Source organism: Brucella ciceri, assembly GCF_041930145.1.
GTDB lineage: Bacteria > Pseudomonadota > Alphaproteobacteria > Rhizobiales > Rhizobiaceae > Brucella > Brucella intermedia.
The window spans coordinates 596,659-618,360 of sequence record NZ_JBHEEV010000001.1; the positions used below are offsets into that span (position 1 = coordinate 596,659).

The following is a 21,702-nucleotide window of genomic DNA, read 5'->3' on the forward strand; positions in this document are numbered from 1 at the left end:
CATCAGTTCACCGCAATAAACCCAAGTTGTCAACCGAAGGGCAGGTTAAATTAATTAACAATAAGACCCATTTATCAATAATATGACTTTCATAGTCAGGTATTAATACATGAACCTCACCACAGGAATGACTTGGAAACGTGCCAGCTGATTGACGTTGCCGTGTAAAAACGCCAGACTGATGTCGTGGCTTCTTTTGTTGCTCCCGAGTTTCGGGGCTTGAATTTTGAGCGGCTCCTGCCTCGCACCGGCTTCCCTGACCCGATGCGACGGCATCGTGCGGCCCTCGGCTCCGGCTCCCCTCAGCCGCGCAAAACCACAGCCCGAATTTCCTGCCATCGCTGCATCTATGCCCTTCGCGCGTTCCGGGCTTTTCGGGGTTTCCGGACCTTCCAGCTTGGCGGCGCGAAAGTCGTCCTTCCACGCCATCGCACAGAACAATTCAGAGCAAAAAGGGGATCGTCATGAACCGTCGGGAGCTTCTTAAATCCGGTGCGGCCTGTGCCGCCGTCAGCATGCTGCCGAATTTTGCCTCTGCGGCCAGCACCGCATTCGCGCCGCAGCCGTCGGACTGGCGCAGCTTCGAGATCACAACCAGCGTCACGCCTGCCGCTTCGGGAGAAGTCATTCGTGTCTGGGTGCCGCTGGCGGGCTTCAACGCCGATGACTGGAACCGCCCGGAGGGCAATCGCTGGACGACCAATGCCAAGGTCGCGCGGCTCGACCGCGATCCGGCGAGCGGCACCGGCCTTCTCTATCTCGAATGGGATGGAGGGGAAGAAAAGCCTCAAGCCGAAATCATCAGCCTCATCTCCACCCGCGACCGTTCGGGCAATCTCGAGGCACCGGCCAAGGCCGTGCCGCTGACCCGCGCGGAACGCGAACGCTATCTGGCGGGAACGCGGCTTGCGCCAGTCGATGGCATCGTCAAGCAGACCTCTGACAGGATCGTTGCGGATGCCGATACCGATCAGGAGAAGGCGCGCCGGATCTACGACTGGGTCGTCGCCAACACCTATCGACGGGCCTCCACGCGCGGCTGCGGAGACGGCAATATTGTCGCCATGCTCGACAGCGGCGATCTCGGCGGCAAATGCGCCGACATCAATCCTTTGTTCGTGGCTCTCGTCAGGGCGGCGGGAATTCCGGCCCGCGACCTTTATGGCGTGCGCGTCGCGCCTTCCGCCTTCGGCTACAAGAGCCTCGGCGCGAAAAACGAGGTCATCACCAAGGCCCAGCATTGCCGCGCCGAAATCTATCTCGACGGCATCGGCTGGGTCGCGACCGATCCGGCGGATGTGCGCAAGGTGATGTTGGAAGAGGAAAAGGACGGGCTCCCCGCCGACGATCCGCGTGTCGCAGCCGTGCGGCAAAAACTCTTCGGCTCCTGGGAGGGCAACTGGATCGCCTTCAATGACGGCAGCGATATCGTCTTGCCTTCCGCGCAAGGGCCGGAACTCGGCTTCCTCATGTATCCGCAGGCCGAAGTCGCCAGCACCCGTCTGGATTGTCTCGATGCGGACGCCTTCCGCTACGCCATGACCGCACGCGAAATAACGATATAAGTTTTGAGGTTATCATGGATATTGCATCGCCTATTCGTCTCAGCACGCTTGCCCATGGCGGCGGTTGCGGCTGCAAGCTTGCTCCAGCCGTTTTGCAGGATCTGCTGTCGGACCAGCCGGTCATGCAGCCGTTCAGCCAGCTTCTCGTCGGAACGGAAACCGGCGACGATGCCGCCGTCTGGCAACTGGACGACGAAAACTGCGTGATCGCCACGACGGATTTCTTCATGCCGATGGTGGACGATCCATTCGATTTCGGGCGAATCGCGGCCACCAATGCGATATCCGACGTCTATGCCATGGGCGGAACGCCGATCATGGCGCTGGCGATCCTCGGAATGCCGGTGAACAAGATGCCCGCCGAAATGATCCGAGAAATCCTGAAGGGCGGTTCCAGCATCTGCGCGGAAGCGGGCATTCCGGTTGCAGGCGGGCATTCCATCGACGCGCCGGAACCGATCTATGGGTTGGCGGTCATCGGCACCTGCAAGCTTTCGAACCTGCGCAGGAACAGCGGCGCGCGTGTCGGCGACACGCTGATCCTGACCAAGGCAATCGGCGTCGGCATCTATTCCGCCGCCTTCAAGAAGCAGGAACTCGACAGCGCCGGTTATGATGAAATGATGGCGTCAGTCACCTTGCTGAACCGGATCGGTGCCGAACTCGGCAAGGATGACGCCGTTCATGCCGTCACCGATGTGACCGGCTTCGGCATTCTCGGCCATGCGCTGGAAATGGCGCGCGGCTCCAATGCGGGCATTGCGCTGGACTATTCCGCCCTGCCCTTTCTCAATCAGGCCGAACATCTGGCGCAGGCCGGTTTCGTAACCGGAGCCTCCACCCGCAACTGGGCAAGCTACGGCCATGGCGTGCAGCTTCCGGACGACTATCCGCTCTGGAAACAGCAATTGCTGACCGACCCGCAGACGTCCGGCGGGCTTCTCGTATCCTGCGCGCCGCAGGAAGGCGAAAGGCTCCTCGGCAGCATCCGCGCCGCCGGCTATCCATCCGCCCGCATTGTCGGGAAAGTGACGGACGATGCGGGCCGCGTGACCGTAAACGGATGAAATCGCTGCAACATCAGCCTGAAAGCAGGATGCGTGGATTCTACAGTCTGGAGGGCCGTTTGTGCGTTCATAAGCACGTGCGGCGCTCCAGGACGGCTCATCAACAGCTCCCTCATTGTTTGGACTGTTCCCCTCTGGAAATCGGTGGCATGAGTCGATAAAGGCAGTAGCGCGTCCCGAAAAGTGCGAAGCGGTTTTCGGAAAAGATGCGCGTTAAAAACAAACGGATAATATTTTCCAGAGGGACATCATGGGCTATTTTCCAAGTTGGCGTTTGACATCAAACGCCGTCGTGCTTCCTGACGAGCGTCTTCCGGCCGCCGCCGCCATTCCGATGGGCGTGCAGCACCTGCTTGCAATGTCCGGCTCGACCATCGTCGCGCCCCTGCTGATGGGCTTCGATCCCAATGTAGCCGTCTTCTTTTCCGGCATCGGCACGCTTCTGTTCTTCGTGCTGACGGCAGGCCGGGTGCCGAGCTATCTCGGTTCGTCCTTCGCCTTCATCGCGGTCGTCATCGCCGCGACGGGCTATGGCGGCTCCGGCCCCAATCCCAATATAGCAATCGCGCTTGGCGGCATCATCGCCTGCGGCGCGCTCTATGCGCTTATCGGCCTCGTGGTCATGGCCATCGGCACGGGCTGGGTGGAGCGGCTTATGCCCCCGGTCGTCACCGGCGCCATCGGCGTTTCCATCGGCCTCAACCTCGCCCCGGTCGCTGTCGGCCAGCTGAAGGGAAGCGGCACGCATATCACCATCGCGCTGCTTACCGTTCTCTGCATGGGTATGATCGCCGCCTATGGTCCGCGCGGCACCAAGCGCCTGTCGGTGCTCTTCGCACTGCTTTTCGGTTATCTGCTGGTCCTGATCCTCGGCAACGGCCTCGGCATCGTGCCGGGCATCGATTTCACCGCCGTCAGCAATGCGGCATGGTTCGGCCTGCCGCATTTCACCACGCCGGAATTCAACTGGCAGGCGATCACCCTGATCGCGCCGGTCGCCATCGTGCTGGTGGCGGAAAACCTCGGTCATATCAAGGCGCTCGGTTCTATCACCGGCCAGAACATGGACCGCTACATCGGCCGCGGCTTCCTCGGTGACGGCATCGCGACCATGATTTCCGGTTCGGGCGGCGGCACCGGCGTTACCACCTACGCCGAAAACATCGGCGTCATGGCGATGACCAAGGTTTATTCCACGCTGATCTTCGTGATTGCCGCCGTCATGGCGCTGATCCTCGGCATGTCGCCGAAATTCGGCGCGATCCTGCAGACGATCCCGGCTCCGGTTCTGGCCGGTCTTGCCGTTTCGGTCTTCGGCCTCATCGCCTCGGCCATGGCGCGCATCTGGATCGTCAACAAGGTGGATTTCGCGGATTCCCGTAACCTGTTCACCGCCGGTGTGGCGCTCATTTTCGGCGCGGGCGACTTCACCTTGAAGATCGGCGAATTCGCGCTCGGCGGCATTGCGACATCGACGCTAGCCGCCCTCGTGTTCTATCAGTTGCTCGGCATCGGCCGCAGCGACAAGCCCGCCGAATAAAATCAGAGGGAGCGGGCATCCGGCCCGCTCCTTCCACTGCCGAAGCAGGTCCTGCTTGATCCGCATCAAATACTGTACTTCTATATTCGTCTATGTCCGAGAATGAAGATCATCCGGATGAGACGGGTTCATGCTATCAGACCTTTTCGAACATAACCGGCAGTGGGCCGCGGAAAAACGCCGGGAAGATCCCGAATATTTCAGCCGGCTGTCCTCGATGCAGCGCCCGGAATATCTCTGGATCGGCTGTTCCGACAGCCGCGTTCCGGCCAATGTCGTCACCGGATTGCAGCCGGGCGAGGTGTTCGTGCACCGCAACGTCGCCAACCTCGTCCATCGCGCCGATCTCAACCTGCTGTCGGTGCTCGAATTTGCGGTCGAGGTGCTGGAGATCAGGCACATCATCGTCTGCGGCCATTACGGTTGCGGCGGCGTGCGCGCCGCCATGGCCGGTTATGGCCACGGCATCATCGACAACTGGCTGCAGCCGGTGCGCGATATCGCGCAGACACATGAGCAGGAACTGGACCGCTTTACCGATCCCGAAGAACGCCTGAACCGGCTTTGCGAGCTGACCGTCGCCTCGCAGGTGGAAAGCCTGTCGCGCACGCCGGTTCTGCAATCGGCCTGGAAACAGAACAAGGAGATTGTCGTGCATGGCTGGATTTACGGCCTCAAGGACGGCCTGTTGCGCGACCTTCAATGCGACTGCACGAAAAGCGTGCTGGATTTTTCATGTCAGCAGGCCGGTTGATCCGCAAGCAGCCTCTCGGCCCTCAAGCGCATGTCGGGTGCAAGTTCGGCTGAACGCCGCGCAACCTTGTCGAAACATACAGAGGTAACTTCGTTGACCGCGCGCAGTTCGCCGTCGAGCGAACCCGCCATCGTCTGGCGAAACGTGATCGACGAGCGCCCGACTTTCAACACCTGCGAACAGATCGTCAGCAGGTCCCCGGCTGGCACTTCACGCTTGTATTCGGTTGCCGAGCGCACATCGGCCCAGCCGAATGCGTCATCGGGAATTTTCCCTGCGATGTGGCCAAGCAGTTGAAAGCTCGCATCGTCGAACATCCCGGCATAATGCCGGACATTCATATGCCCCATGACATCGCACATCCACGGATGCGCGACGCCGACAAAGGTAACAAGACCGCTCATCGCGCCACCGACCGGTAGCCGCCGAGGAAGGCCGTGAGATTATCGCCCAGCGCATCGCACAGATAGCCGCCTTCCTGCACGATGACGGTGGGCAGCCGCAGCTTCGCGATTGCTTCGGCAATGCGTCCGAAACCGCCGGTAGTCACCGACAACCCGCCGAACGGATCCCCCTCGAACGGATCGAGGCCGAGCGCGACCACGATCGCATCGGGCGCGAAGGCTTCGATGCGGCGGAAGGCCGTGTCGAGCGAGGCGAGGAATTCGGCGTCGCCGGATTTGCGCGGCAGCGGCAGGTTGAGATTGTAGCCAAGCCCCGCGCCTTCGCCGCGTTCGTCGGCGTGGCCCCAGAAGAATGGATAGAAACGCACCGGATCAGCATGGATGGAGACGGTCAGCACATCGGGACGGGAATAGAATATACCCTGCGTGCCGTTGCCGTGATGAAGATCGACGTCGAGGATCGCCACACGCCGGGCATTGGAGCGCAGGCGCTCTGCGGCGACCGCCGAATTGTTGACGAAGCAGAAGCCGCCCGCCACATCGGCAAAGGCATGATGCCCCGGCGGACGGCAGAGCGCATAGGCCGCAACTTCCCCTGCAAGCACCGCATCGGCGGCATCGACCGCGCTCCACGCGCTCCAGCACACGCTTTCCCACGTGTGTTCGGCAATCGGGCAGGCCGTATCGGCCATGTGATAGCCGACCTGCCCCACGGCGGACGCCGGATAGCGGCCGTCACGCGCGAGCGGATGGATGTTGGGGATCACCTCTTCCGACGCCTCTTCGATACGCCGCCAGCGGGCATGGATGTGCTGCAGGAATTCCAGATATTCCGGCGTATGCACGGCCGCAATCGGGCCAAGGCCGTGATTTTGCGGACGGATGATCTCGCAGCCTGCGGCCTTTGCACCGGCGAGCAGACGTTCGACACGCTCCGGCTGTTCGGGGTTCGGCTGCGGCGCGCCGCTGGAAAGAAAGGCTTTCGGGTCGTGACGCTTCTGCTCGACTGCGTAAAAGGCTTTCATGACTGCTCCCTGATTTGATTGATGCGCGCCAGGCGGGTGAAATCCTCACCATAGGCGCCGTGATCGCGGTCGGATTCGATCCAGCCGATACCGAGCCGCTCATAAAATCTCTGCGCAGCAATATTGTCCCGGTCCACGGCCAGCCGCAGATAGACGCCGCCCCGCGCCATCGACCAGGAGGAGACATGGCGCAGAAGCACTTCGCCGATCCCGTTGCCGCGAAAGGCTTCATCGACATAGAGGTCCTGCACGTAGACGCCGGGCTTGCCATACCATGTCGAGAAGATGGGGAAAAACAGGGCCAGCCCGGCAAATGCCCCGTCCACCTCGGCGATCAGGCTGGTGAATGCCGCATAGGGGCCGAAACCGTAACGGCGAAAATCCTCGACCGTGCTGGAAATCCTGTCGGCAGCGCCAAGCCCCTCGCCCATGATGCGGATCGCCTCATGGATCATTTCGGCATCAGCGGGTTCGCCCAGACGAACGATGACGCGCCTTTTGCTGTCCAACACGATTTTCGGCATCAGAACGCCACCCTGTCTCCGCCTTTGAGGCCCAGATATTCGCGTGCCTCCTCGGGCGTCGCAACGTCCAGCGACAGGCCGTCGAGGATGCCGCGTATGCGCCGCACCTGATCGGCATTGCTTCTGGCAAGCTGGCCGCGCCCGTCATAAAGGCTGTCTTCCAGCCCCACGCGGACATTGCCGCCCATGGCGGCCGCCATGGTTATCATCGGGATCTGGTGCCGCCCCGCCGCCAGCACGGAAAAGGAATAATCGTCCCCGAACAGCTTGTCGGCAATCCGCTTCATATGCATGAGATTGTCCGGATCGGCCCCGATGCCACCCAGAACGCCAAAGACGAACTGGATGAACAGATGGCCCGACACCAGTCCCCGGTCGCGGAAATGCGCCAGCGAATAAAGATGGCCGACATCGTAGCATTCAAACTCGAAACGCGTGCCGCAGCCCTGTCCGAGACTGGTCAGGATGCCTTCCATGTCCGCGAAAGTGTTCTTGAAGATGGAATGGCGGGTGGCTTCGAGCAGTTCCGGCTCCCACGCATGTTTCCATTCACGCGGCTTGTCGAGTGCCGGGAATAGCGCGAAATTCATCGAACCCATATTGAGCGAGCACATTTCCGGCTCTGCCCGGAGCGGCGCGGCCAGCCGGTCCTCCAGCGTCATCAGCGACGAGCCGCCGGTGGAGATATTCACCACGGCAGATGTCGATTGCTTGATGCGCGGCAGGAACTGCATGAACAGGTCCGGATTGGCGGAAGGCCTGCCGTCGCGCGGGTCGCGGGCATGCAGATGCAGGATCGACGCACCCGCTTCCGCTGCCGCAATGGCTTCGCTCGCAATCTCGTCGGGCGTTACCGGCAGATGCGGCGACATGGACGGCGTGTGCACGGAACCCGTCACCGCGCAGGTGATGATCACCTTGCGACCCATTTTCTTCTTGTCGGTCATGATCCGGTTTCCTTACGCATTCACGGGCAGTTTGAGCTCACGCGCCAGAACCTCCAGCGTGTCGCCGAGGATGTCGGTGATCTCGCCGACCTGTTCGCGGCTGACGATCATGGGCGGGCAGACGAGGAAATGATCGCCTTCGACGCCGCCGCGTGTGCGGCGCGAATAGATGATCAGCCCGCGCTCATAGGCGAGATCGACCATGCGCTGATGGGCGTTCAGCTCCTTCGGCAGCGGCTTCATGGTTTCGGGGTCGGAAACGAATTCGGCAGCGAGCAGCAGGCCCTTGCCGCGCACATCGCCGATAAAGGGGAAGCGCTTTGCAAGCCCTTCCAGTTCGCCCTTCAGCGCATCGCCCATGCGGGCGGCATTGCCGACGAGATCGAGGCGATCGATTTCCTGCAGCACTGCCTTGCCTGCCGCGCAGGCCAGCGGATTGCCGGCATAGGTGAAGCCATGCAGGAAGCCGCCCGCGTCCAGAACCGGCTGCACGATGCGCCCCGGCGCCGCCATCGCGCCCAGCGGGCAATAACCGGAGGCAAAGCCCTTGGAAAGCGCGATCAGGTCCGGCTTGCAGTTCCAGTGGTCGCCGCCCAGAAACTTGCCGGTGCGCCCGGCGCCGCTCATCACCTCGTCATGGATCAGCAGGATGCCATAACGGTCGCAGATTTCGCGGATGCGCGGATAATAGCTGTCGGGCGCAACCAGCGCGCCGGTAGAGGCGCCGCCGATCGGCTCCATGATGAAGGCGAGCACGCTTTCAGGGCCTTCCTCCTGAATCCGTTCCTCCAGCATGTCGGCATATTTCTGTCCGCGCTGTTCCATCGAGAGATTGTCGCGGTCGAGATAGGCGGTCGGCGCCGGAACCTTGGGCATTTCGCGCATGATGGGCGCGAAAGGCTCGCTCAGGGCCGCATAGCCGGTGACGGCGAGCGCCCCAAGCGTGCCGCCGTGATAGGAGGGAAAGCGCGAAATCACTTTCCAGCGCTTGCCCTGCCCGGTCGCAACCGCCCACTGGCGGGCGAGCTTGATGCAGGATTCGACCGCTTCCGAACCGCCGGAAACGAAGAATATCTTGTCCAGACCTTCCGGCATACGCTCTGCGGCCATGCGTGCCAGATCTTCCGCCGGTTCGTTTTCGAAATGCAGGCGATAGGCGAAGGTCACGCGGTCCATCTGCTCCTTCATGGCATCGAGCACGTTGCGATTGCCATGGCCGATATTGACCACCATCGCGCCGCTCGATCCGTCGATGACGCGACGTCCGTCCTGATCCCAGATGTAGATGCCCTCGGCGCGATCCACCAGCGGCCTGCGCAGGCGCGACTGGTAGAAAAGATGTGATGCCGGGCGTTCATTCTGTGCATTTGTGTTGAGCATGGCGTTACTCTGTCAGCGCTTGAGATATTGGTTGAGAACATTGGCGGTCACGCGCTCGACCATGCGGTCGCCGCGCTTGAGGGCCGCTACCCACTCGCAGCTTCCGGCGTGGAAGACCTCGCCCTTGCCGCGTGGAAAATTGACGATCATGCCGCAGCCCCGCTTGGTGCGTTCCACGGCTGCATCCCCATCGTTGCCAATCAGCGTATCGGCCACGAATTTTGCATCGGCGTCGGAAAGGAACTGGTCGTCGGCCGGAATATCCGCGCTTTCCTCCTTGAGAGACGACATGCCGAGCGCCAGAATCTGCAACCCGTCAGGTGCGCCGCTGCCCTCTTCCGGCTCCGGCAATCCGCCACGGATCACATAATCCAGTCCGTCGACCTCGTAGCCGAAGGCATGGCCTTGCGAACCCAGAAGATCGCCGTAATAGATGCCGGTTCCTGCAAAGGCCCAGTGTTCGGGACGATAGACCGGGAAACCGCGCACGCCGCGCGGGGCGCAGCCGCCCCAGCCGACATAAAGCCCGCGCAAGGCGTTGAGGCCGAATGTCTCTGCGGCAGGCCGTCCGGTTTCCGCCGCTTCCCAGCAGCCGCTTGTGCGGCGCGGATCGGCGGAGCGATAGACCGGATCTTCGGCGCGGGCACGGTATTTGTAGCAGGTCTGCCGCTTGCCATTATCCTCAAGCCGGGTCTGCCACATGAAATTGCCGGCGAAACGCGCCGCACGACCGCCGCCATCGACATAATTATCGACGGCATCGCGCATTTCCCATGTCCAGTATTCATCATGACCGACAAAGACCACGCAGTCATAACCGTCGAGAATTTCCGGCGCGAAATGCAGCTCATGCTGGGTTGCGAGATCGACCGCATAGCCTTCCCGTTCGGCCCAGCGGAAAAACAGGCTGTCATAGCTTGCCCAGCCGGACGAGGCATATTTCTTGGAATAGCCATTGGCATAGGCCCATTCCATGTGCGGATAGCGCGGGGGCGCGGCAGGGGGCGTGACGATTTCCAGCGGCACACGCGGCGCATCGGGCGGCAGCAGCGCGAAGCCACGGCAGAACGGGCGCTCGATGCTCACCGTCGTCGCATATTGATCGCCGTTCGGCCCGGTAATGCCCTGATAATGGTTGGAGCCGCCCCAGGTATTATAGGCCGTCCATGTGCCGGTTGCGGCAACCTGCAGGATACGGCCCGGCTTGCGCCCCGCCGCAGGGCGCAGGATGAACAGGTGATGGCAATGGATGGGCTGGCCGTCATTGCCATGCGCCTTCAGCGTGATGCGATAAGCGCCGGAGGGCCAGGTCTCATCCGTCCTGACGGCGAATGTCGTTTCCCAGCCGCAGCCGACGACCGAACATTGCGCCGGTGTATCCTGCCATTTGCAGTCGATCCCGCGTTTTGAGAATACCGGCGCTTCCACTGCGCCGTCCCGCACGATTTCGATGTCGAAACGTTGCGCGGTCGCACTTACCTGAAGATGAACCGTCGCGCCCGGCAGATAGGAATAGGCGTCGGTATAACACCAGATTTCGCCGCGCGGCCCGTCCATGCCGGGATATTCGTAATAATGGCCGAGGACAGCCTCGCGGCGCTGCGCCGGGGTCAGCCCGAAATCGGGAAACTCCGCGAAATTCACAAACTCGTTGTTTCGCTCGCTCATGCCGACACCTCACGCAGCCAGATATTTCTTGAGGAAGGAGCGGGTACGCTCCTGCACCGGGTTGCTGAGTATCTGGTCCGGCGGCCCTTCTTCCACGACCACGCCGCCATCCATGAACAGGATGCGGTCGGCAACCTCGCCTGCAAAACGCATCTCGTGCGTGACGATCAGCATCGTCATATGTTCGGCGGCAAGCTGTTTCATGACGGCATTCACTTCGTCCACCAGCTCGGGGTCGAGCGCCGAAGTTGCCTCGTCAAACAGCATCACTTTCGGCTGCATGGCGAGCGCACGCGCGATTGCCACACGCTGCTTCTGCCCGCCCGACAGGCGCGAGGGATAGACGTCGATCTTGTCGGCAAGCCCGACCTTGGACAGAAGCTCCAGCGCCAGCGTGCGCGCCGCGTCCTTGCCCATGCCCTTGAGCTTGATCGGGCCGAGCGTGATGTTTTCCAGCACGGTCAGGTGCGGGAACAGGTTGAAGTGCTGGAACACCATGCCCATCTGCTGGCGCACCGCATTGATGTGCTTTTCGAACGCCTGCCCTGCCAGCGGCTGGTTGACCTGCACGCCGTCCAGCCAGACCTCGCCGCCATTCAGCGTTTCCAGATGGTTGATCGACCGCAGGAGCGTGCTCTTGCCGGAGCCGCTGGGGCCGATGATGGCAACGATCTGGCCCCGCGCCACTGAAAGGTCTATGCCCTTCAATACTTCCAGCGCGCCGTAGGCCTTGCGGGCGCCCTTCACTTCGACCATCGGTTTTGCCGATTTGGAGCTGCTCATCGCGTGACCTCCACTTTTCTTTCAATGCGCCGCAGACCAGCCTCGAGCACGAGATTGACCACGTAATAGATGGCCGCGACGGTGATATAGAATTCAAACGGGCTGAAGGTTTCACTGATGGCAAGCTGGGCGCTGTGCACCAGTTCCGCAATGCCGATGATCGAAACCAGCGACGTGTCCTTCAGAAGAACGATCATGTTGTTGCCGATCGGCGGGATGGTGTTGCGGATCGCCTGCGGAATGACGACATAGCGCAAGGCCTGTCCGTGGCTGAAACCGATGGAACGGGCGCCTTCCATCTGGCCGGGATCGACAGCCACGATGCCTGCGCGGATGATGTCGGCATTATAGACCGCGAAATGCAGGCTGAGGCCGATGATGCCCGCGCCAAGGGCCGGAATATCGATGCCGATCTGCACCAGCCCGAAATAGATCAGGAACAGTTGCAGCAGAAGCGGCGTTCCCATGAACAGCCACATGAAGAACCGCACCGGCCAGGCGAGGATTGCGGGCGCATAGAGCACCACCAGCGCAAATGCGATGCCGAGCACGAAGCTCAGGAAGGCCGAAGCCACGGTCAGAACCAGCGTCCACCAGAGGCCGGTCAGAAGCAGATCGGTATAGGGAGTGACGATGCTGAAATCGAGAGCCTGCATCCAGTCCTCCCTCACTGCGCCGCAAAGCGCTTGTCGAGAAAATCGACCCCGCGCGCCACGACATAGATGATGATCATGTAGAGAATGGCGGCGACGCCGAAAATCTCGAACGGCTTGTAGGTCGAGCCGATAAAGCGCTGCGCGGTATAGGTCAGCTCGACCACCGAAATGGTGGAAACCAGCGCCGAGCCTTTCAAGAGAGCGATGGCGTTGACGCCAAGCGGGCGGATCATCAGGCGAGCCGCCTGCGGCAGCACGACGAGACGCATGGTCTGGCCGCGTCCGAAACCGACGGAGCGCGCGGCTTCCGTCTGTCCGCGATCAACGCTCTGGATCGCGCCGCGGATCGATTCCGACATATAGGCGCCGATATTCAGTCCCAGCCCGATGACACCGGCGGCAAACGGCTCCAGATTGATGCCCACCTGCGGGCCGCCGAAATAGAGAATGAAGAGCTGCACCAGGCAGGGCGTGCCGCGAAAGACGCTGACATAGGCCGCCGCCAGCCCGCGCAGAATGGGGGAGCGGGAAAGGCGGCCCGCCACGAGTATTGCAGCCACCACAAGGCCCAGGATCAGGGCCAGCGCGGAAATTTGCACAGTCACCCATGCCGCCTCCAGAAAAAACGGGAGGACGCGCTGCATCAACGCAAAATCCATCGGAAAACTCCGGTCAATCGGTTCTCAGCCGGCCCGGACAATTGCCGGGCCGGGATGACGGCATGTCAGCGGATGTCGCTGCCGATCCACTGCATCGAGATCTTCTCGTAGGTGCCGTCGGCCATGATCTCGTCGAGGGCCTTCTGCATCGCTGCCTTCAGTTCCGGATTGTTCTTGCGGATGGCGATGCCGATGGCGACGCTGCCGCCTTCGATGTCCGGCGTATCGAGCTTGCGGACCTTCTGCCCGGTTTCCTTGATCGCCACCATGACCGGGATATTATCGACGACGATGGCGTCGACGCGGCCCGAATTCAGCTCCAGCATCAGTTCCGGCAGGCCCTTATAGGTGCGGATGGTCCAGCCGCCCTGCTCGCGCGCCCATTTCTCGTGGGTTTCGCCAAGCGTCACGCCCAGCGTCTTGCCCTTGAGATCATCGAGCTTCTGCACGGCAGAGTCTTCCTTCACGAAAACCGCGCGGCCCGCGTGATAATAGGGTCCGACGAAGTCCACCGCCTTCTCGCGCTCCGGAGTGATCGTCATGGAGCCGACCACCGTGTCGAACTTGCCCGCCCGGAGACCTGCGACGATACCGTCCCATGCTGTGGTGATGAGCTGCGGCTTCAACTGCATGCGTTCGGCAATGGCCGAACCGATGGACGCATCGAAGCCCACGACCTCGTTCTTCTCATTGACGAAATTGAACGGCGGATACTGGCCGCTCATGGCGATCTTGAGTTCTCCCGATGCCTTGATCTTTTCAAGATCATCCGCCTGTGCGGGCGCAACTGCAAAAACTGCGGTGGCGGCAATCGCGGCAGCGGCAATGAAACCCGTGAATCTGTTAAACATCTTGTTCCCGACTTCCTCTTGTTTGTTTTTCTTGAGGCTTGTTTCTGCCCCTCAATATTCATGATTGCTTTTATGGATTCATTTCGCAAATAGATAATGGGAATGGATTGCATAGATTTCATGAATGGATAAAGCCATGTCGTTACATCGGCCCGAGCGTCTTGTCTGGGATCTGGACTGGAACCTGCTGCGCAGTTTCGTGGTGATCGCCGAGGTGAAAAGCATCACCCGCGCAGCCGAACGCCTCAACCTCAAACAGCCGAGCGTAAGCAATGCCTTGCGCCGTCTGGAAGACCGCATCGGCCAGCGGCTGGTGGAGCGGGACGCCACCCATTTTGAACTGACGGAAGTCGGCAAGCTTCTTTATGAGCAGAGCATCGAGGTCTTCGGCGCCATCTCCCAATTGCCGCAGCTGGTGCGCGGGGTGGGAGACGATGTGACCGGCCATGTCACCATATCGGTTGCGAGCCACATTATCTCGCCGATCTTCGATCAGGCGCTTGCGCTCTTTCACGAACAGCATCCGCGCGCGACCCTGACGATCAACGTATCCGCCAGCACCGAAGTCGCCCGGCTGGTGCGCGAGAAGCGCGCCTCTTTCGGTTTGGGGCTGGTAAGCAATCGCGATCCGGCGCTGGACTACACGATGGTCTATCGGGAGTTCTTCGGCTTTTTCTGCGGCCCCCGCCATCGCATGTTCGGCCAGTCGGGACTGACGCTCGCCGATCTGAAGGGGGAGCCGTCCGTGTCGTTCCAGACCGACCATATCGCCGACGCGCTGCGACCTGTCGCTCTCCTGCGCAGCGAGGCGCGGCTTTCGCCGGAGGTGGTCGGCACGTCATCGAGCCTTGAGGAAGTGCGCCGCATGATCATCACGGGCCTTGGCATCGGCCCGCTGCCGCTGCACGTGGCCCGGCGCGAGATCGATGACGGTCTTCTCTGGCGCCTGCCACCCTATGAAAACCCGCCCGCCATCGATGTTTTCCTGATCCACAATCCGGAAACCAATCTCAACAAGGCCGAGAAAGCCATGCTTGCCGGACTGAAGGGGCTGATCGCTTCCACGCCCATGGAAGAGCGTATCTATGGAGATTGACGAGCGGGCGTTACCCGCTCGTCCTTATGGCGTCATTCCGCCGCTTCGGCAGCGCATAGCGCATCGCATTCGGCGGTTTCCGTCGCAGCGGAAAGGCTGGCCTGACCAAGCGCGACGACGGCCATTGCGCTGAGGCTCGCCACGACCGAAACCCAGAAGCCGTTCCCGGCACCGAAATTGTCGACCACCCAGCCGGAAACGAAGGCCCCGAGCGCCATGCCGATGCCAATGCCAGTCATGACCCAGGTGATGCCTTCGGTCAGCATCGCTTCGGGCACGCGGCGTTCGATCAGGCCGAAGGCCGTGATAAATGTCGGGGAAATCGCAACACCGCTGACGAACACCGCCGTTGCCAGAAGCGCGGTTGATGTACCGGCGAAGGGCAGCGGCAGCGCAGTCAGGGCAAGGACGCTGACGGCGATCAGCAACTGGCGCTGCAATGGAATGCGGATCGACAATGCGCCAAGCGTTATCCCTACAAGAAACGAACCGATGGCATAGACACCGATGACGATGCTGGCGGCGCCGGGCTCGCCAAGCTCACGCGTGATCGCCACGGCGCTGACTTCAGCCGTTGCGAAGGTCGAGCCGACGAAGATGAGAGCAAGCGTGATGATTTGCACGGGACGCGACCAGATCGCCGAACGTTGCGGGTGGTTCCGGTCGAGCGCACGAACCGGCGGCTCGCTGGAACGCTGCAGGAGGAAGGCAACCGTCCCCACGGCGAGGAAGGCCGTGCTGATCAGCATTCCAGCTTCGGGAAACAGCGAAACCGCCAGGGCCACGGAAAGGGAGGCACCGGAAATATAGACCAGCTCATCAGCCGCAGATTCAAACGCGAAAGCGGTGTTCAGCTCGGGACGATTGCGGAAAATTTCAGTCCATCTTGCCCGCACCATCGCGGGAATGCTGGGCATGACGCCGGCAAAGAACGCCGAGGCGAACAGGGTCCAGTTGGCCCAACCCTGATTGGTAGCTATGAGCAGGAAGACGAAGGCTATCACCGAAACGATGGTGGCGGGCATGACGATGCGGCTTTGTCCGTAACGGTCGACAAGGCGCGAAATCTGCGGCGACACAAAAGCATTCGTCAGCGCGAAGGTGGCGGAGACCGCGCCCGCCAGCCAATATTCGCCATGGGTCTGCGCGAGCATGGCTACGATGCCGACAGGCGCCATCGCAATGGGAAGACGGGCGAAGAATGCAGCCGCCGAAAAGCCGACAGCGCCGGGCGCGCTGAAAATCTCTCTATATGGATTGGACATCGGAGTGGGTCCTTGAAAGGGGAAATTGCATCACTTGCATACGGTCCGTATGTTAATTAAATAATTGATACGCGGCGTATGTCAACTAATATACGCAGCGTATCTGAATAAATGGAGCGACGATGCGTAAACCTCGCAGCGAAATGATTGCCGAAACAAGGGCGAAGCTGATGGCTGCGGGCCGCAAGGCTTTCGGCACCGTTGGCTATGCCGAAGCTTCGATGGATGACTTTACCGCCTCCGCCGGTCTGACGCGGGGCGCGCTCTACCATCATTTCGGCGACAAGAAGGGTCTTCTGCAGGCCGTGATCAACGAAATCGATTGCGAGATGGCCGCGCGGCTGTGCACGATTTCGGCGAAGGCGCCCAACCGCTGGCAGGGCTTTGTCGACGAGAATGTCGCCTATATCGAAATGGCGCTGGAACCTGAAATCCAGCGCATCATGTTCCGCGACGGACCGGCGGTGTTTGGCGATCCGTCCTGCTGGCCGAGCGCCAATGGCTGCATCCGCACGATCACCACAAGCCTCGATGCCTTGCGCGAGGAAGGCGTCATCATCGATATCGACGCGGAAGCCGCCGCACGGCTGATCAACGCGGCAAGCAGCAGCGCGGCGCAGTGGATCGCCAATTCCGACGATCCCGAAGCCACGTCAAAGCGCGCGGTGAAGGCGTTCCGGACATTCCTGGAAGGTCTGTTGAAGCGGGAAGGTTGAGCTAGCCCGAGACGATCGAGGTGAAATCAGCCATGCCCGCGAAACGGGCGGCACGGACCTTGCCATATTTGCTCTTGTCGACGACAAGATGTTTCTCGACGGCGCGTTGCATGGCCATCTGCTTGATCGGCACTTCGTGGAAGTGCGAGCACGTGACCCCGTGCTGTTCATCGACCCCGCCGGCGGACAGAAAAGCCTTGTTGATGTTGACGCGCTTCAGCACATCGATCCCCTCATCGCCCGAAAACGATGCCGCCTCCGGGTGGTAAAGCCCGCCCAGAACGATGAGGCGCACATCGCCGCGCTGCGACAGGATTTCGGCGATGTTGAGCGCATAGCAGACGACGGTGATGTGCTGGTTCTGCGGAATGCGGTGAGCAAGATGCGGCATCGTCGTGCCGCAATCGATGAAAACCGTATCATAGGGTTCGATCAAAGCAGCGGCTGCGGCGCAAGCCTGCGCTTTCGCGCCGGCATGGCTGTCCTTTTCAAAATCGAAGACATAATCGCCGTTGGCACCGTCTTGTGTGGGGATAATGTAACCACCCAAACAATTGAGCGCTGCGCCGTCGCTGCCTATATCGCGGCGGATCGTCATTTCCGAAACGCCGAGGCGCGCTGCCGCATCGCGCAGACGAAGCACGCCGACTTCATCGACCAATGCCGCCAGTTCAGCGATGCGCTCTTCTTTTCGGCTGATTCTGCTCACACTGTCCCCAATTCTTGCAGTCTGCTCATCCGTTTATACGTCCCTCACATTTCACGCAATTACGATCCTTCGATCTTGACAGGCCGAACATAAATGTGAAACGATCCAAACATAATGATCGGATTATAACATTATAATTCGCATTGTCGGGAGGATATGACAACAGGGTTTTGCGCGCGCCGGACAGAATTCGGTTCGCAGCGTCAAACAGGCGGGAAAACAGATTGATTTTCGCCCGGCCGGGAAGCCGGGCATGGAGGAGAACGCCGGTGCACCCACCGTTCCGGGTGCACCGGCGCAGCAACAGTTGAGCCTGTCGGAGCCACCGAGGCAGACGGCCAAGGAATTCCCAGGGAGGAAAAACCGGTGAAAAAATTTCTAGCATCCGTGGCGATTGCCATGTCCGTTGCCGTTCCGCACGCTTTCGCGGAAGGCGTCGTTGATACGTCGAAGATCAACAAGGAACTCATCACCACGGCCAATGACAAGAAGTACACCATCGCGACGGTCGTGAAGGTGGACGGCATTGCATGGTTCGACCGCATGCGCGATGGCGTGGACCAGTTCAAGGCCGATACCGGCAATGACGTCTGGATGGTCGGCCCGAGCCAGGCGGACGCCGCGGCACAGGTGCAGATTGTCGAAAACCTGATCGCGCAGGGCGTTGACGCTATTGCCATCGTGCCGTTCTCGGTCGAAGCAGTGGAGCCGGTTCTGAAGAAGGCGCGCGAGCGCGGCATCGTGGTCATCAGCCATGAAGCATCCAACATCCAGAACGTCGACTACGACATCGAAGCCTTCGACAACAAGGCCTATGGCGCCAACCTCATGAAGGAACTGGGCAAGTCGATGGGCGGCAAGGGCAAGTATGTCACGACCGTAGGCAGCCTGACCTCCAAGTCGCAGATGGAATGGATCGACGGTGCCGTCGAATACCAGAAGGCGAATTTCCCGGAAATGGCAGAGGCAACCGGCCGCCTCGAAACCTATGACGACGCCAACACCGACTATAACAAGCTCAAGGAAGCGATGACCGCCTATCCGGACATCAAGGGCATTCTCGGCGCGCCGATGCCGACCTCTGCCGGAGCCGGACGCCTGATCGCCGAAGGCGGTCTCAAGGGCAAGGTCTTCTTCGCAGGCACGGGCCTCGTTTCGGTGGCTGGCGAATATCTGAAGAATGACGACATTCAGTACATCCAGTTCTGGGACCCTGCCGTTGCAGGCTATGCCATGAACATGCTGGCCGTCGCAGCGCTTGAAAAGAAGAACGACCAGATCAAGGCCGGTCTCAATCTGGGTCTGCCGGGCTATGAAAGCCTGCTGGCGCCGGATGCCGCCAAGCCGAACCTGCTCTATGGCGCAGGCTGGGTCGGTGTGACCAAGGAAAACATGGATAAGTACGACTTCTGATATCCATGGATGTTTAGAGCGCATCCCGAAAAGTGTGAAACGGTTTTCGGAATAGATGCGCGTCTAAACAAACATATGGAGCGCCGATCTGATTCAATCATATCGAAACGCGCTTGACGGGAGGAGCTTCATGCCCCTCCCACCCTGCCAATCGCATTCCAGCCTTGCACGAGGCCCCTCATGAGTGAAAACCTGATCGAACTGCGCCATATCGGGAAACGTTTCGGTGGCGTCAGGGCGCTGGACGACGTTTCCTTTGCCATCAAGCCCGGCGAAATCCACTGTCTGGCAGGCGAGAACGGCTCCGGCAAATCTACCATCATCAAGGTCATGTCGGGCGTCTACACGCCGGAAGACGGCGAGATACTGATCGACGGCAAACCTGTCGGCAAGCTCGATCCCGTCAAGTCGGTTCATCATGGCATCCAGGTGATCTATCAGGATTTCTCGCTGTTCGGGAACCTGACCGTTGCCGAAAATCTGGCCATCAATACTTTTCTGATCGAAGGCCGCAAGGGCGTCGACTGGAAGCGGGTGCGCGAACTGGCGCAGAAGGCACTGGACCGGCTTGGCGTCAGCATCGACCTCGATGCGGATGTGGACAGCCTGCCCACTTCCGGCAAGCAGATCGTGGCGATTGCGCGCGCCGTCATGGCCGACGCCCGGCTCATCATCATGGACGAACCGACAACCGCACTGACGCGGCATGAGGTGGACGCGCTGTTCAGGATCGTGCGCGATATTCAGACGCAGGGCATCGCGGTGCTCTTCGTCAGCCACAAGATGCGCGAGATGCTGGAAATAAGCGAAAGGCTGACCGTCTTCCGCAACGGCAGGAAAGTTGCCGAAGGCCCGATTTCCGATTTCGACGAGCCGTCGATCACACGCGCCATGACCGGCCAGGAACTCACATCGGACCATTATCACTGGACCCCGCGTGAAGGCGCTTCGGCCAATCCGACGCTGGAAATCGCCAATCTCTCCGTTCCCGGTTCCGTGGACAATGCCAGCCTCACCCTCCATGCAGGCGAGATCGTCGGCATATCCGGGCTGATCGGTTCGGGCCGCACGGAGCTCGCGCTGGCTCTCTTCGGCATGAAGCCGGATTTCACCGGCACCGTGCGTATCGACGGCAGGCAGGTCCACCCGAAAACCGTGCAGGAAGGGATCGCCTGCGGCGTCGCCTATGTGCCGGAAGACCGCCTGACGGAAGGCCTGTTCCTGGCGCAATCGATCGAGCGCAACATCATCGTGACCTCGATCGAGAAATTCGTGCGCGGCCTTTTCATAGACCGCGCGAAGGCGGACACCACGACCCGCGACATGTTTTCGGCAATGCACATCGTGGCCCCCGGCCCGCATACGCCAGTCAACCACCTGTCGGGCGGCAATGCGCAGCGCGTGGTGCTGGCGCGCTGGCTTTTGACCGGCGCCAAGGTGCTGATCCTCAATGGGCCGACCGTGGGTGTCGATGTCGGCTCCAAGGCGCAGATCCACAACATCATCCGCAAGCTCGCGCGCGATGAAGGGCTCGCCGTCCTGATGATTTCCGATGACGTGCCCGAGTTGGTGCAGAACTGCAATCGTGTGCTGGTGATGCATCGCGGGCGTTTCGTCGATGAGCTTTCCGGTGAAACCATGACCGAAGATGCCGTCAACGACCGGCTCAAGACGCTGAATTGAGGAGCCGGCAAATGAAATTCTTCCGCAGTACCGAATTCATCATTGCCTGCGTCCTGTTCGCGGCGATGGTCATTATCGGCCTCATCAATCCGGCATTCTGGTCGCTGGACAATATCTTCGGCCTCCTGCGTTCCAATGTCGTGATCGGCATCATGGCGCTCGGTGTGTTGCTTGTGATGATTTCCGGCGGCATCGATGTTTCCTTCACCGCCTTTGCCATCGCGGCCATGTATCTGACAGTCCGCGCCATGGTCTATCTCGGCTATGACGGCGTGTTCATTCCCTTCGTCGCGGCAACGCTGATCGGCCTGCTGCTCGGCGCTTTCAACGGCCTGATCATCCATCGCTTCAAGATGATCCCGCTGATCGTCACGCTCGGCACAGGCTCCATCGTGCGCGGACTGGTGCTGGGCCTTGTCGGCACCAGCATCGTCAACATCAACAAGATGCCGAAGGAACTGATCGCATTCGGCAAGACCGATGTGATCTCGCTGACATCGGCCTCCGGCACGGCTTTCGGCCTGACCGCGATGTTCCTCGTCTATCTGGCGCTGGCGCTGCTGATCCACCTGATCCTCAACTATACGATGATCGGGCGCAGCGTCTATGCCTATGGCGGATCGCCGGAAGCGGCAAAGCGCGTCGGCTTCAATACCCGCCGCACCATCTTCTTCGTCTATTGCGTGGCCGGGGCGCTCGCAGGCTTCGCGGGCCTTCTGCATTCCTCGATGATCTGGCTTGCCAATCCGCGTGATTTCGTCGGGCTTGAGCTGGACGTGATCGCAGCCGTGGTTCTGGGCGGCGCGTCGATCTTCGGCGGACGCGGCACCGTTCTCGGCACGCTGATGGGTGTCTTCATGCTCGTCATGGTCAAGAACTCGCTCATCATCATGAAGGTCGACACCACATGGCAGCGCGTCGTGGTGGGTCTCATCATCATCGTTGCCACCGCCATCACCGCATGGCGTGACCGCAAAAGCATCGCCTGAGGAGACAA

Annotated in this window: 22 protein-coding genes; 9 read left to right on the plus strand and 13 right to left on the minus strand. The window is 60.7% G+C overall.

Going from position 1 to position 21,702, the window contains the following annotated elements; genetic code table 11:
* Positions 1–102 precede the first annotated feature (102 nt).
* Complete coding sequence (locus JNC63_RS02695) at positions 103–429, minus strand: hypothetical protein (protein ID WP_006472063.1); 327 nt, start codon at positions 427–429, stop codon at positions 103–105.
* A gap of 35 nt (positions 430–464) precedes the next feature.
* On the opposite strand from JNC63_RS02695, the gene JNC63_RS02700 reads away from it, so the two are divergent.
* From JNC63_RS02700 to can, 4 genes are all read left to right on the plus strand, one after another.
* On the plus strand, positions 465–1,565 hold the full coding sequence (locus tag JNC63_RS02700; RefSeq protein ID WP_006472062.1) for a transglutaminase-like domain-containing protein: 1,101 nt from the start codon (positions 465–467) through the stop codon (positions 1,563–1,565).
* 14 nt (positions 1,566–1,579) lie between these two features.
* On the plus strand, positions 1,580–2,632 hold the full coding sequence (selD, locus tag JNC63_RS02705; RefSeq protein WP_006472061.1) for a selenide, water dikinase SelD: 1,053 nt from the start codon (positions 1,580–1,582) through the stop codon (positions 2,630–2,632).
* 250 nt (positions 2,633–2,882) lie between these two features.
* Positions 2,883–4,172: a solute carrier family 23 protein gene (locus tag JNC63_RS02710; protein WP_006468320.1), complete on the plus strand. Its 1,290-nt coding sequence runs from the start codon at positions 2,883–2,885 to the stop codon at positions 4,170–4,172.
* 130 nt (positions 4,173–4,302) lie between these two features.
* Positions 4,303–4,926: a carbonate dehydratase gene (can, locus tag JNC63_RS02715; RefSeq protein ID WP_025092117.1), complete on the plus strand. Its 624-nt coding sequence runs from the start codon at positions 4,303–4,305 to the stop codon at positions 4,924–4,926.
* On the opposite strand, the gene JNC63_RS02720 is transcribed toward can, so the two are convergent.
* The 10 genes from JNC63_RS02720 to JNC63_RS02765 form a co-directional block, all read right to left on the minus strand.
* On the minus strand, positions 4,911–5,330 hold the full coding sequence (locus tag JNC63_RS02720) for an acyl-CoA thioesterase (RefSeq protein WP_006468318.1): 420 nt from the start codon (positions 5,328–5,330) through the stop codon (positions 4,911–4,913). The genes can and JNC63_RS02720 overlap by 16 nt on opposite strands.
* On the minus strand, positions 5,327–6,355 hold the full coding sequence (locus tag JNC63_RS02725) for a histone deacetylase family protein (protein ID WP_006468317.1): 1,029 nt from the start codon (positions 6,353–6,355) through the stop codon (positions 5,327–5,329). The genes JNC63_RS02720 and JNC63_RS02725 overlap by 4 nt, the downstream gene beginning before the upstream one ends.
* On the minus strand, positions 6,352–6,879 hold the full coding sequence (locus tag JNC63_RS02730) for a GNAT family N-acetyltransferase (RefSeq protein ID WP_006468316.1): 528 nt from the start codon (positions 6,877–6,879) through the stop codon (positions 6,352–6,354). The genes JNC63_RS02725 and JNC63_RS02730 overlap by 4 nt, the downstream gene beginning before the upstream one ends.
* On the minus strand, positions 6,879–7,826 hold the full coding sequence (gene kce / locus JNC63_RS02735; RefSeq protein WP_374846108.1) for a 3,5-dioxohexanoate:acetyl-CoA acetone transferase: 948 nt from the start codon (positions 7,824–7,826) through the stop codon (positions 6,879–6,881). The genes JNC63_RS02730 and kce overlap by 1 nt, the downstream gene beginning before the upstream one ends.
* A gap of 12 nt (positions 7,827–7,838) precedes the next feature.
* Positions 7,839–9,206, minus strand: a complete 1,368-nt coding sequence (locus JNC63_RS02740; RefSeq protein ID WP_006468314.1) for an aminotransferase family protein — start codon at positions 9,204–9,206, stop codon at positions 7,839–7,841.
* Between the two features lie 12 nt (positions 9,207–9,218).
* On the minus strand, positions 9,219–10,874 hold the full coding sequence (locus JNC63_RS02745) for a N,N-dimethylformamidase beta subunit family domain-containing protein (RefSeq protein WP_006468313.1): 1,656 nt from the start codon (positions 10,872–10,874) through the stop codon (positions 9,219–9,221).
* Positions 10,875–10,883: 9 nt separating this feature from the next.
* Entirely contained in the window at positions 10,884–11,630 is a 747-nt protein-coding gene (locus tag JNC63_RS02750; RefSeq protein ID WP_006472059.1) for an amino acid ABC transporter ATP-binding protein, read from the minus strand.
* Between the two features lie 23 nt (positions 11,631–11,653).
* Positions 11,654–12,313 carry an amino acid ABC transporter permease gene (locus JNC63_RS02755; protein ID WP_006472058.1) on the minus strand — a complete coding sequence of 220 codons (660 nt, stop codon included), beginning with the start codon at positions 12,311–12,313 and terminating at the stop codon, positions 11,654–11,656.
* An 11-nt stretch (positions 12,314–12,324) separates the two neighbouring features.
* On the minus strand, positions 12,325–12,972 hold the full coding sequence (locus JNC63_RS02760) for an amino acid ABC transporter permease (protein ID WP_006468310.1): 648 nt from the start codon (positions 12,970–12,972) through the stop codon (positions 12,325–12,327).
* A 65-nt stretch (positions 12,973–13,037) separates the two neighbouring features.
* Positions 13,038–13,823 (minus strand): ABC transporter substrate-binding protein, encoded by a 786-nt coding sequence (locus JNC63_RS02765; protein WP_021585454.1) that lies wholly within the window; start codon positions 13,821–13,823, stop codon positions 13,038–13,040.
* A 136-nt stretch (positions 13,824–13,959) separates the two neighbouring features.
* On the opposite strand from JNC63_RS02765, the gene JNC63_RS02770 reads away from it, so the two are divergent.
* Positions 13,960–14,919, plus strand: a complete 960-nt coding sequence (locus tag JNC63_RS02770) for a LysR family transcriptional regulator (RefSeq protein WP_006468308.1) — start codon at positions 13,960–13,962, stop codon at positions 14,917–14,919.
* 32 nt (positions 14,920–14,951) lie between these two features.
* On the opposite strand, the gene JNC63_RS02775 is transcribed toward JNC63_RS02770, so the two are convergent.
* Positions 14,952–16,184 carry an MFS transporter gene (locus tag JNC63_RS02775; RefSeq protein ID WP_025092119.1) on the minus strand — a complete coding sequence of 411 codons (1,233 nt, stop codon included), beginning with the start codon at positions 16,182–16,184 and terminating at the stop codon, positions 14,952–14,954.
* 122 nt (positions 16,185–16,306) lie between these two features.
* Here JNC63_RS02775 and JNC63_RS02780 point away from each other — a divergent pair, with 122 nt between their 5' ends.
* A complete protein-coding gene (locus JNC63_RS02780; protein WP_006468306.1) occupies positions 16,307–16,900 on the plus strand; it encodes a TetR/AcrR family transcriptional regulator in 594 nt (197 codons plus the stop codon).
* Position 16,901: 1 nt separating this feature from the next.
* Here the strand turns inward: JNC63_RS02780 and JNC63_RS02785 are convergent, their stop codons facing one another.
* Positions 16,902–17,609: a DeoR/GlpR family DNA-binding transcription regulator gene (locus JNC63_RS02785; protein WP_006468305.1), complete on the minus strand. Its 708-nt coding sequence runs from the start codon at positions 17,607–17,609 to the stop codon at positions 16,902–16,904.
* Positions 17,610–17,975: 366 nt separating this feature from the next.
* On the opposite strand from JNC63_RS02785, the gene JNC63_RS02790 reads away from it, so the two are divergent.
* The 3 genes from JNC63_RS02790 to JNC63_RS02800 all read left to right on the plus strand — a co-directional run bounded on the left by JNC63_RS02790 (position 17,976) and on the right by JNC63_RS02800 (position 21,694).
* Positions 17,976–19,022, plus strand: coding sequence for an autoinducer 2 ABC transporter substrate-binding protein (locus JNC63_RS02790; RefSeq protein ID WP_006468304.1), 1,047 nt, complete (start codon positions 17,976–17,978; stop codon positions 19,020–19,022).
* Between the two features lie 180 nt (positions 19,023–19,202).
* Positions 19,203–20,705, plus strand: coding sequence for a sugar ABC transporter ATP-binding protein (locus JNC63_RS02795; RefSeq protein ID WP_075041576.1), 1,503 nt, complete (start codon positions 19,203–19,205; stop codon positions 20,703–20,705).
* 11 nt (positions 20,706–20,716) lie between these two features.
* On the plus strand, positions 20,717–21,694 hold the full coding sequence (locus tag JNC63_RS02800; protein WP_006472056.1) for an ABC transporter permease: 978 nt from the start codon (positions 20,717–20,719) through the stop codon (positions 21,692–21,694).
* Positions 21,695–21,702 lie beyond the last annotated feature (8 nt).

Excerpts from the sequence above, each read along its gene's own strand:
- selD (WP_006472061.1), top strand. The coding sequence starts at position 1,580 with ATGGATATTGCATCGCCTATTCGTCTCAGCACGCTTGCCCATGGCGGC.
- kce (WP_374846108.1), bottom strand. The coding sequence starts at position 7,826 with ATGACCGACAAGAAGAAAATGGGTCGCAAGGTGATCATCACCTGCGCG.
- JNC63_RS02700 (WP_006472062.1), top strand. The coding sequence starts at position 465 with ATGAACCGTCGGGAGCTTCTTAAATCCGGTGCGGCCTGTGCCGCCGTC.
- JNC63_RS02750 (WP_006472059.1), bottom strand. The coding sequence starts at position 11,630 with ATGGTCGAAGTGAAGGGCGCCCGCAAGGCCTACGGCGCGCTGGAAGTA.
- JNC63_RS02730 (WP_006468316.1), bottom strand. The coding sequence starts at position 6,879 with ATGCCGAAAATCGTGTTGGACAGCAAAAGGCGCGTCATCGTTCGTCTG.
- JNC63_RS02695 (WP_006472063.1), bottom strand. The coding sequence starts at position 429 with ATGGCGTGGAAGGACGACTTTCGCGCCGCCAAGCTGGAAGGTCCGGAA.
- JNC63_RS02780 (WP_006468306.1), top strand. The coding sequence starts at position 16,307 with ATGCGTAAACCTCGCAGCGAAATGATTGCCGAAACAAGGGCGAAGCTG.
- JNC63_RS02725 (WP_006468317.1), bottom strand. The coding sequence starts at position 6,355 with ATGAAAGCCTTTTACGCAGTCGAGCAGAAGCGTCACGACCCGAAAGCC.
- JNC63_RS02755 (WP_006472058.1), bottom strand. The coding sequence starts at position 12,313 with ATGCAGGCTCTCGATTTCAGCATCGTCACTCCCTATACCGATCTGCTT.
- JNC63_RS02720 (WP_006468318.1), bottom strand. The coding sequence starts at position 5,330 with ATGAGCGGTCTTGTTACCTTTGTCGGCGTCGCGCATCCGTGGATGTGC.
- can (WP_025092117.1), top strand. The coding sequence starts at position 4,303 with ATGCTATCAGACCTTTTCGAACATAACCGGCAGTGGGCCGCGGAAAAA.
- JNC63_RS02770 (WP_006468308.1), top strand. The coding sequence starts at position 13,960 with ATGTCGTTACATCGGCCCGAGCGTCTTGTCTGGGATCTGGACTGGAAC.
- JNC63_RS02795 (WP_075041576.1), top strand. The coding sequence starts at position 19,203 with ATGAGTGAAAACCTGATCGAACTGCGCCATATCGGGAAACGTTTCGGT.
- JNC63_RS02765 (WP_021585454.1), bottom strand. The coding sequence starts at position 13,823 with ATGTTTAACAGATTCACGGGTTTCATTGCCGCTGCCGCGATTGCCGCC.
- JNC63_RS02775 (WP_025092119.1), bottom strand. The coding sequence starts at position 16,184 with ATGTCCAATCCATATAGAGAGATTTTCAGCGCGCCCGGCGCTGTCGGC.
- JNC63_RS02760 (WP_006468310.1), bottom strand. The coding sequence starts at position 12,972 with ATGGATTTTGCGTTGATGCAGCGCGTCCTCCCGTTTTTTCTGGAGGCG.
- JNC63_RS02800 (WP_006472056.1), top strand. The coding sequence starts at position 20,717 with ATGAAATTCTTCCGCAGTACCGAATTCATCATTGCCTGCGTCCTGTTC.
- JNC63_RS02710 (WP_006468320.1), top strand. The coding sequence starts at position 2,883 with ATGGGCTATTTTCCAAGTTGGCGTTTGACATCAAACGCCGTCGTGCTT.
- JNC63_RS02745 (WP_006468313.1), bottom strand. The coding sequence starts at position 10,874 with ATGAGCGAGCGAAACAACGAGTTTGTGAATTTCGCGGAGTTTCCCGAT.
- JNC63_RS02740 (WP_006468314.1), bottom strand. The coding sequence starts at position 9,206 with ATGCTCAACACAAATGCACAGAATGAACGCCCGGCATCACATCTTTTC.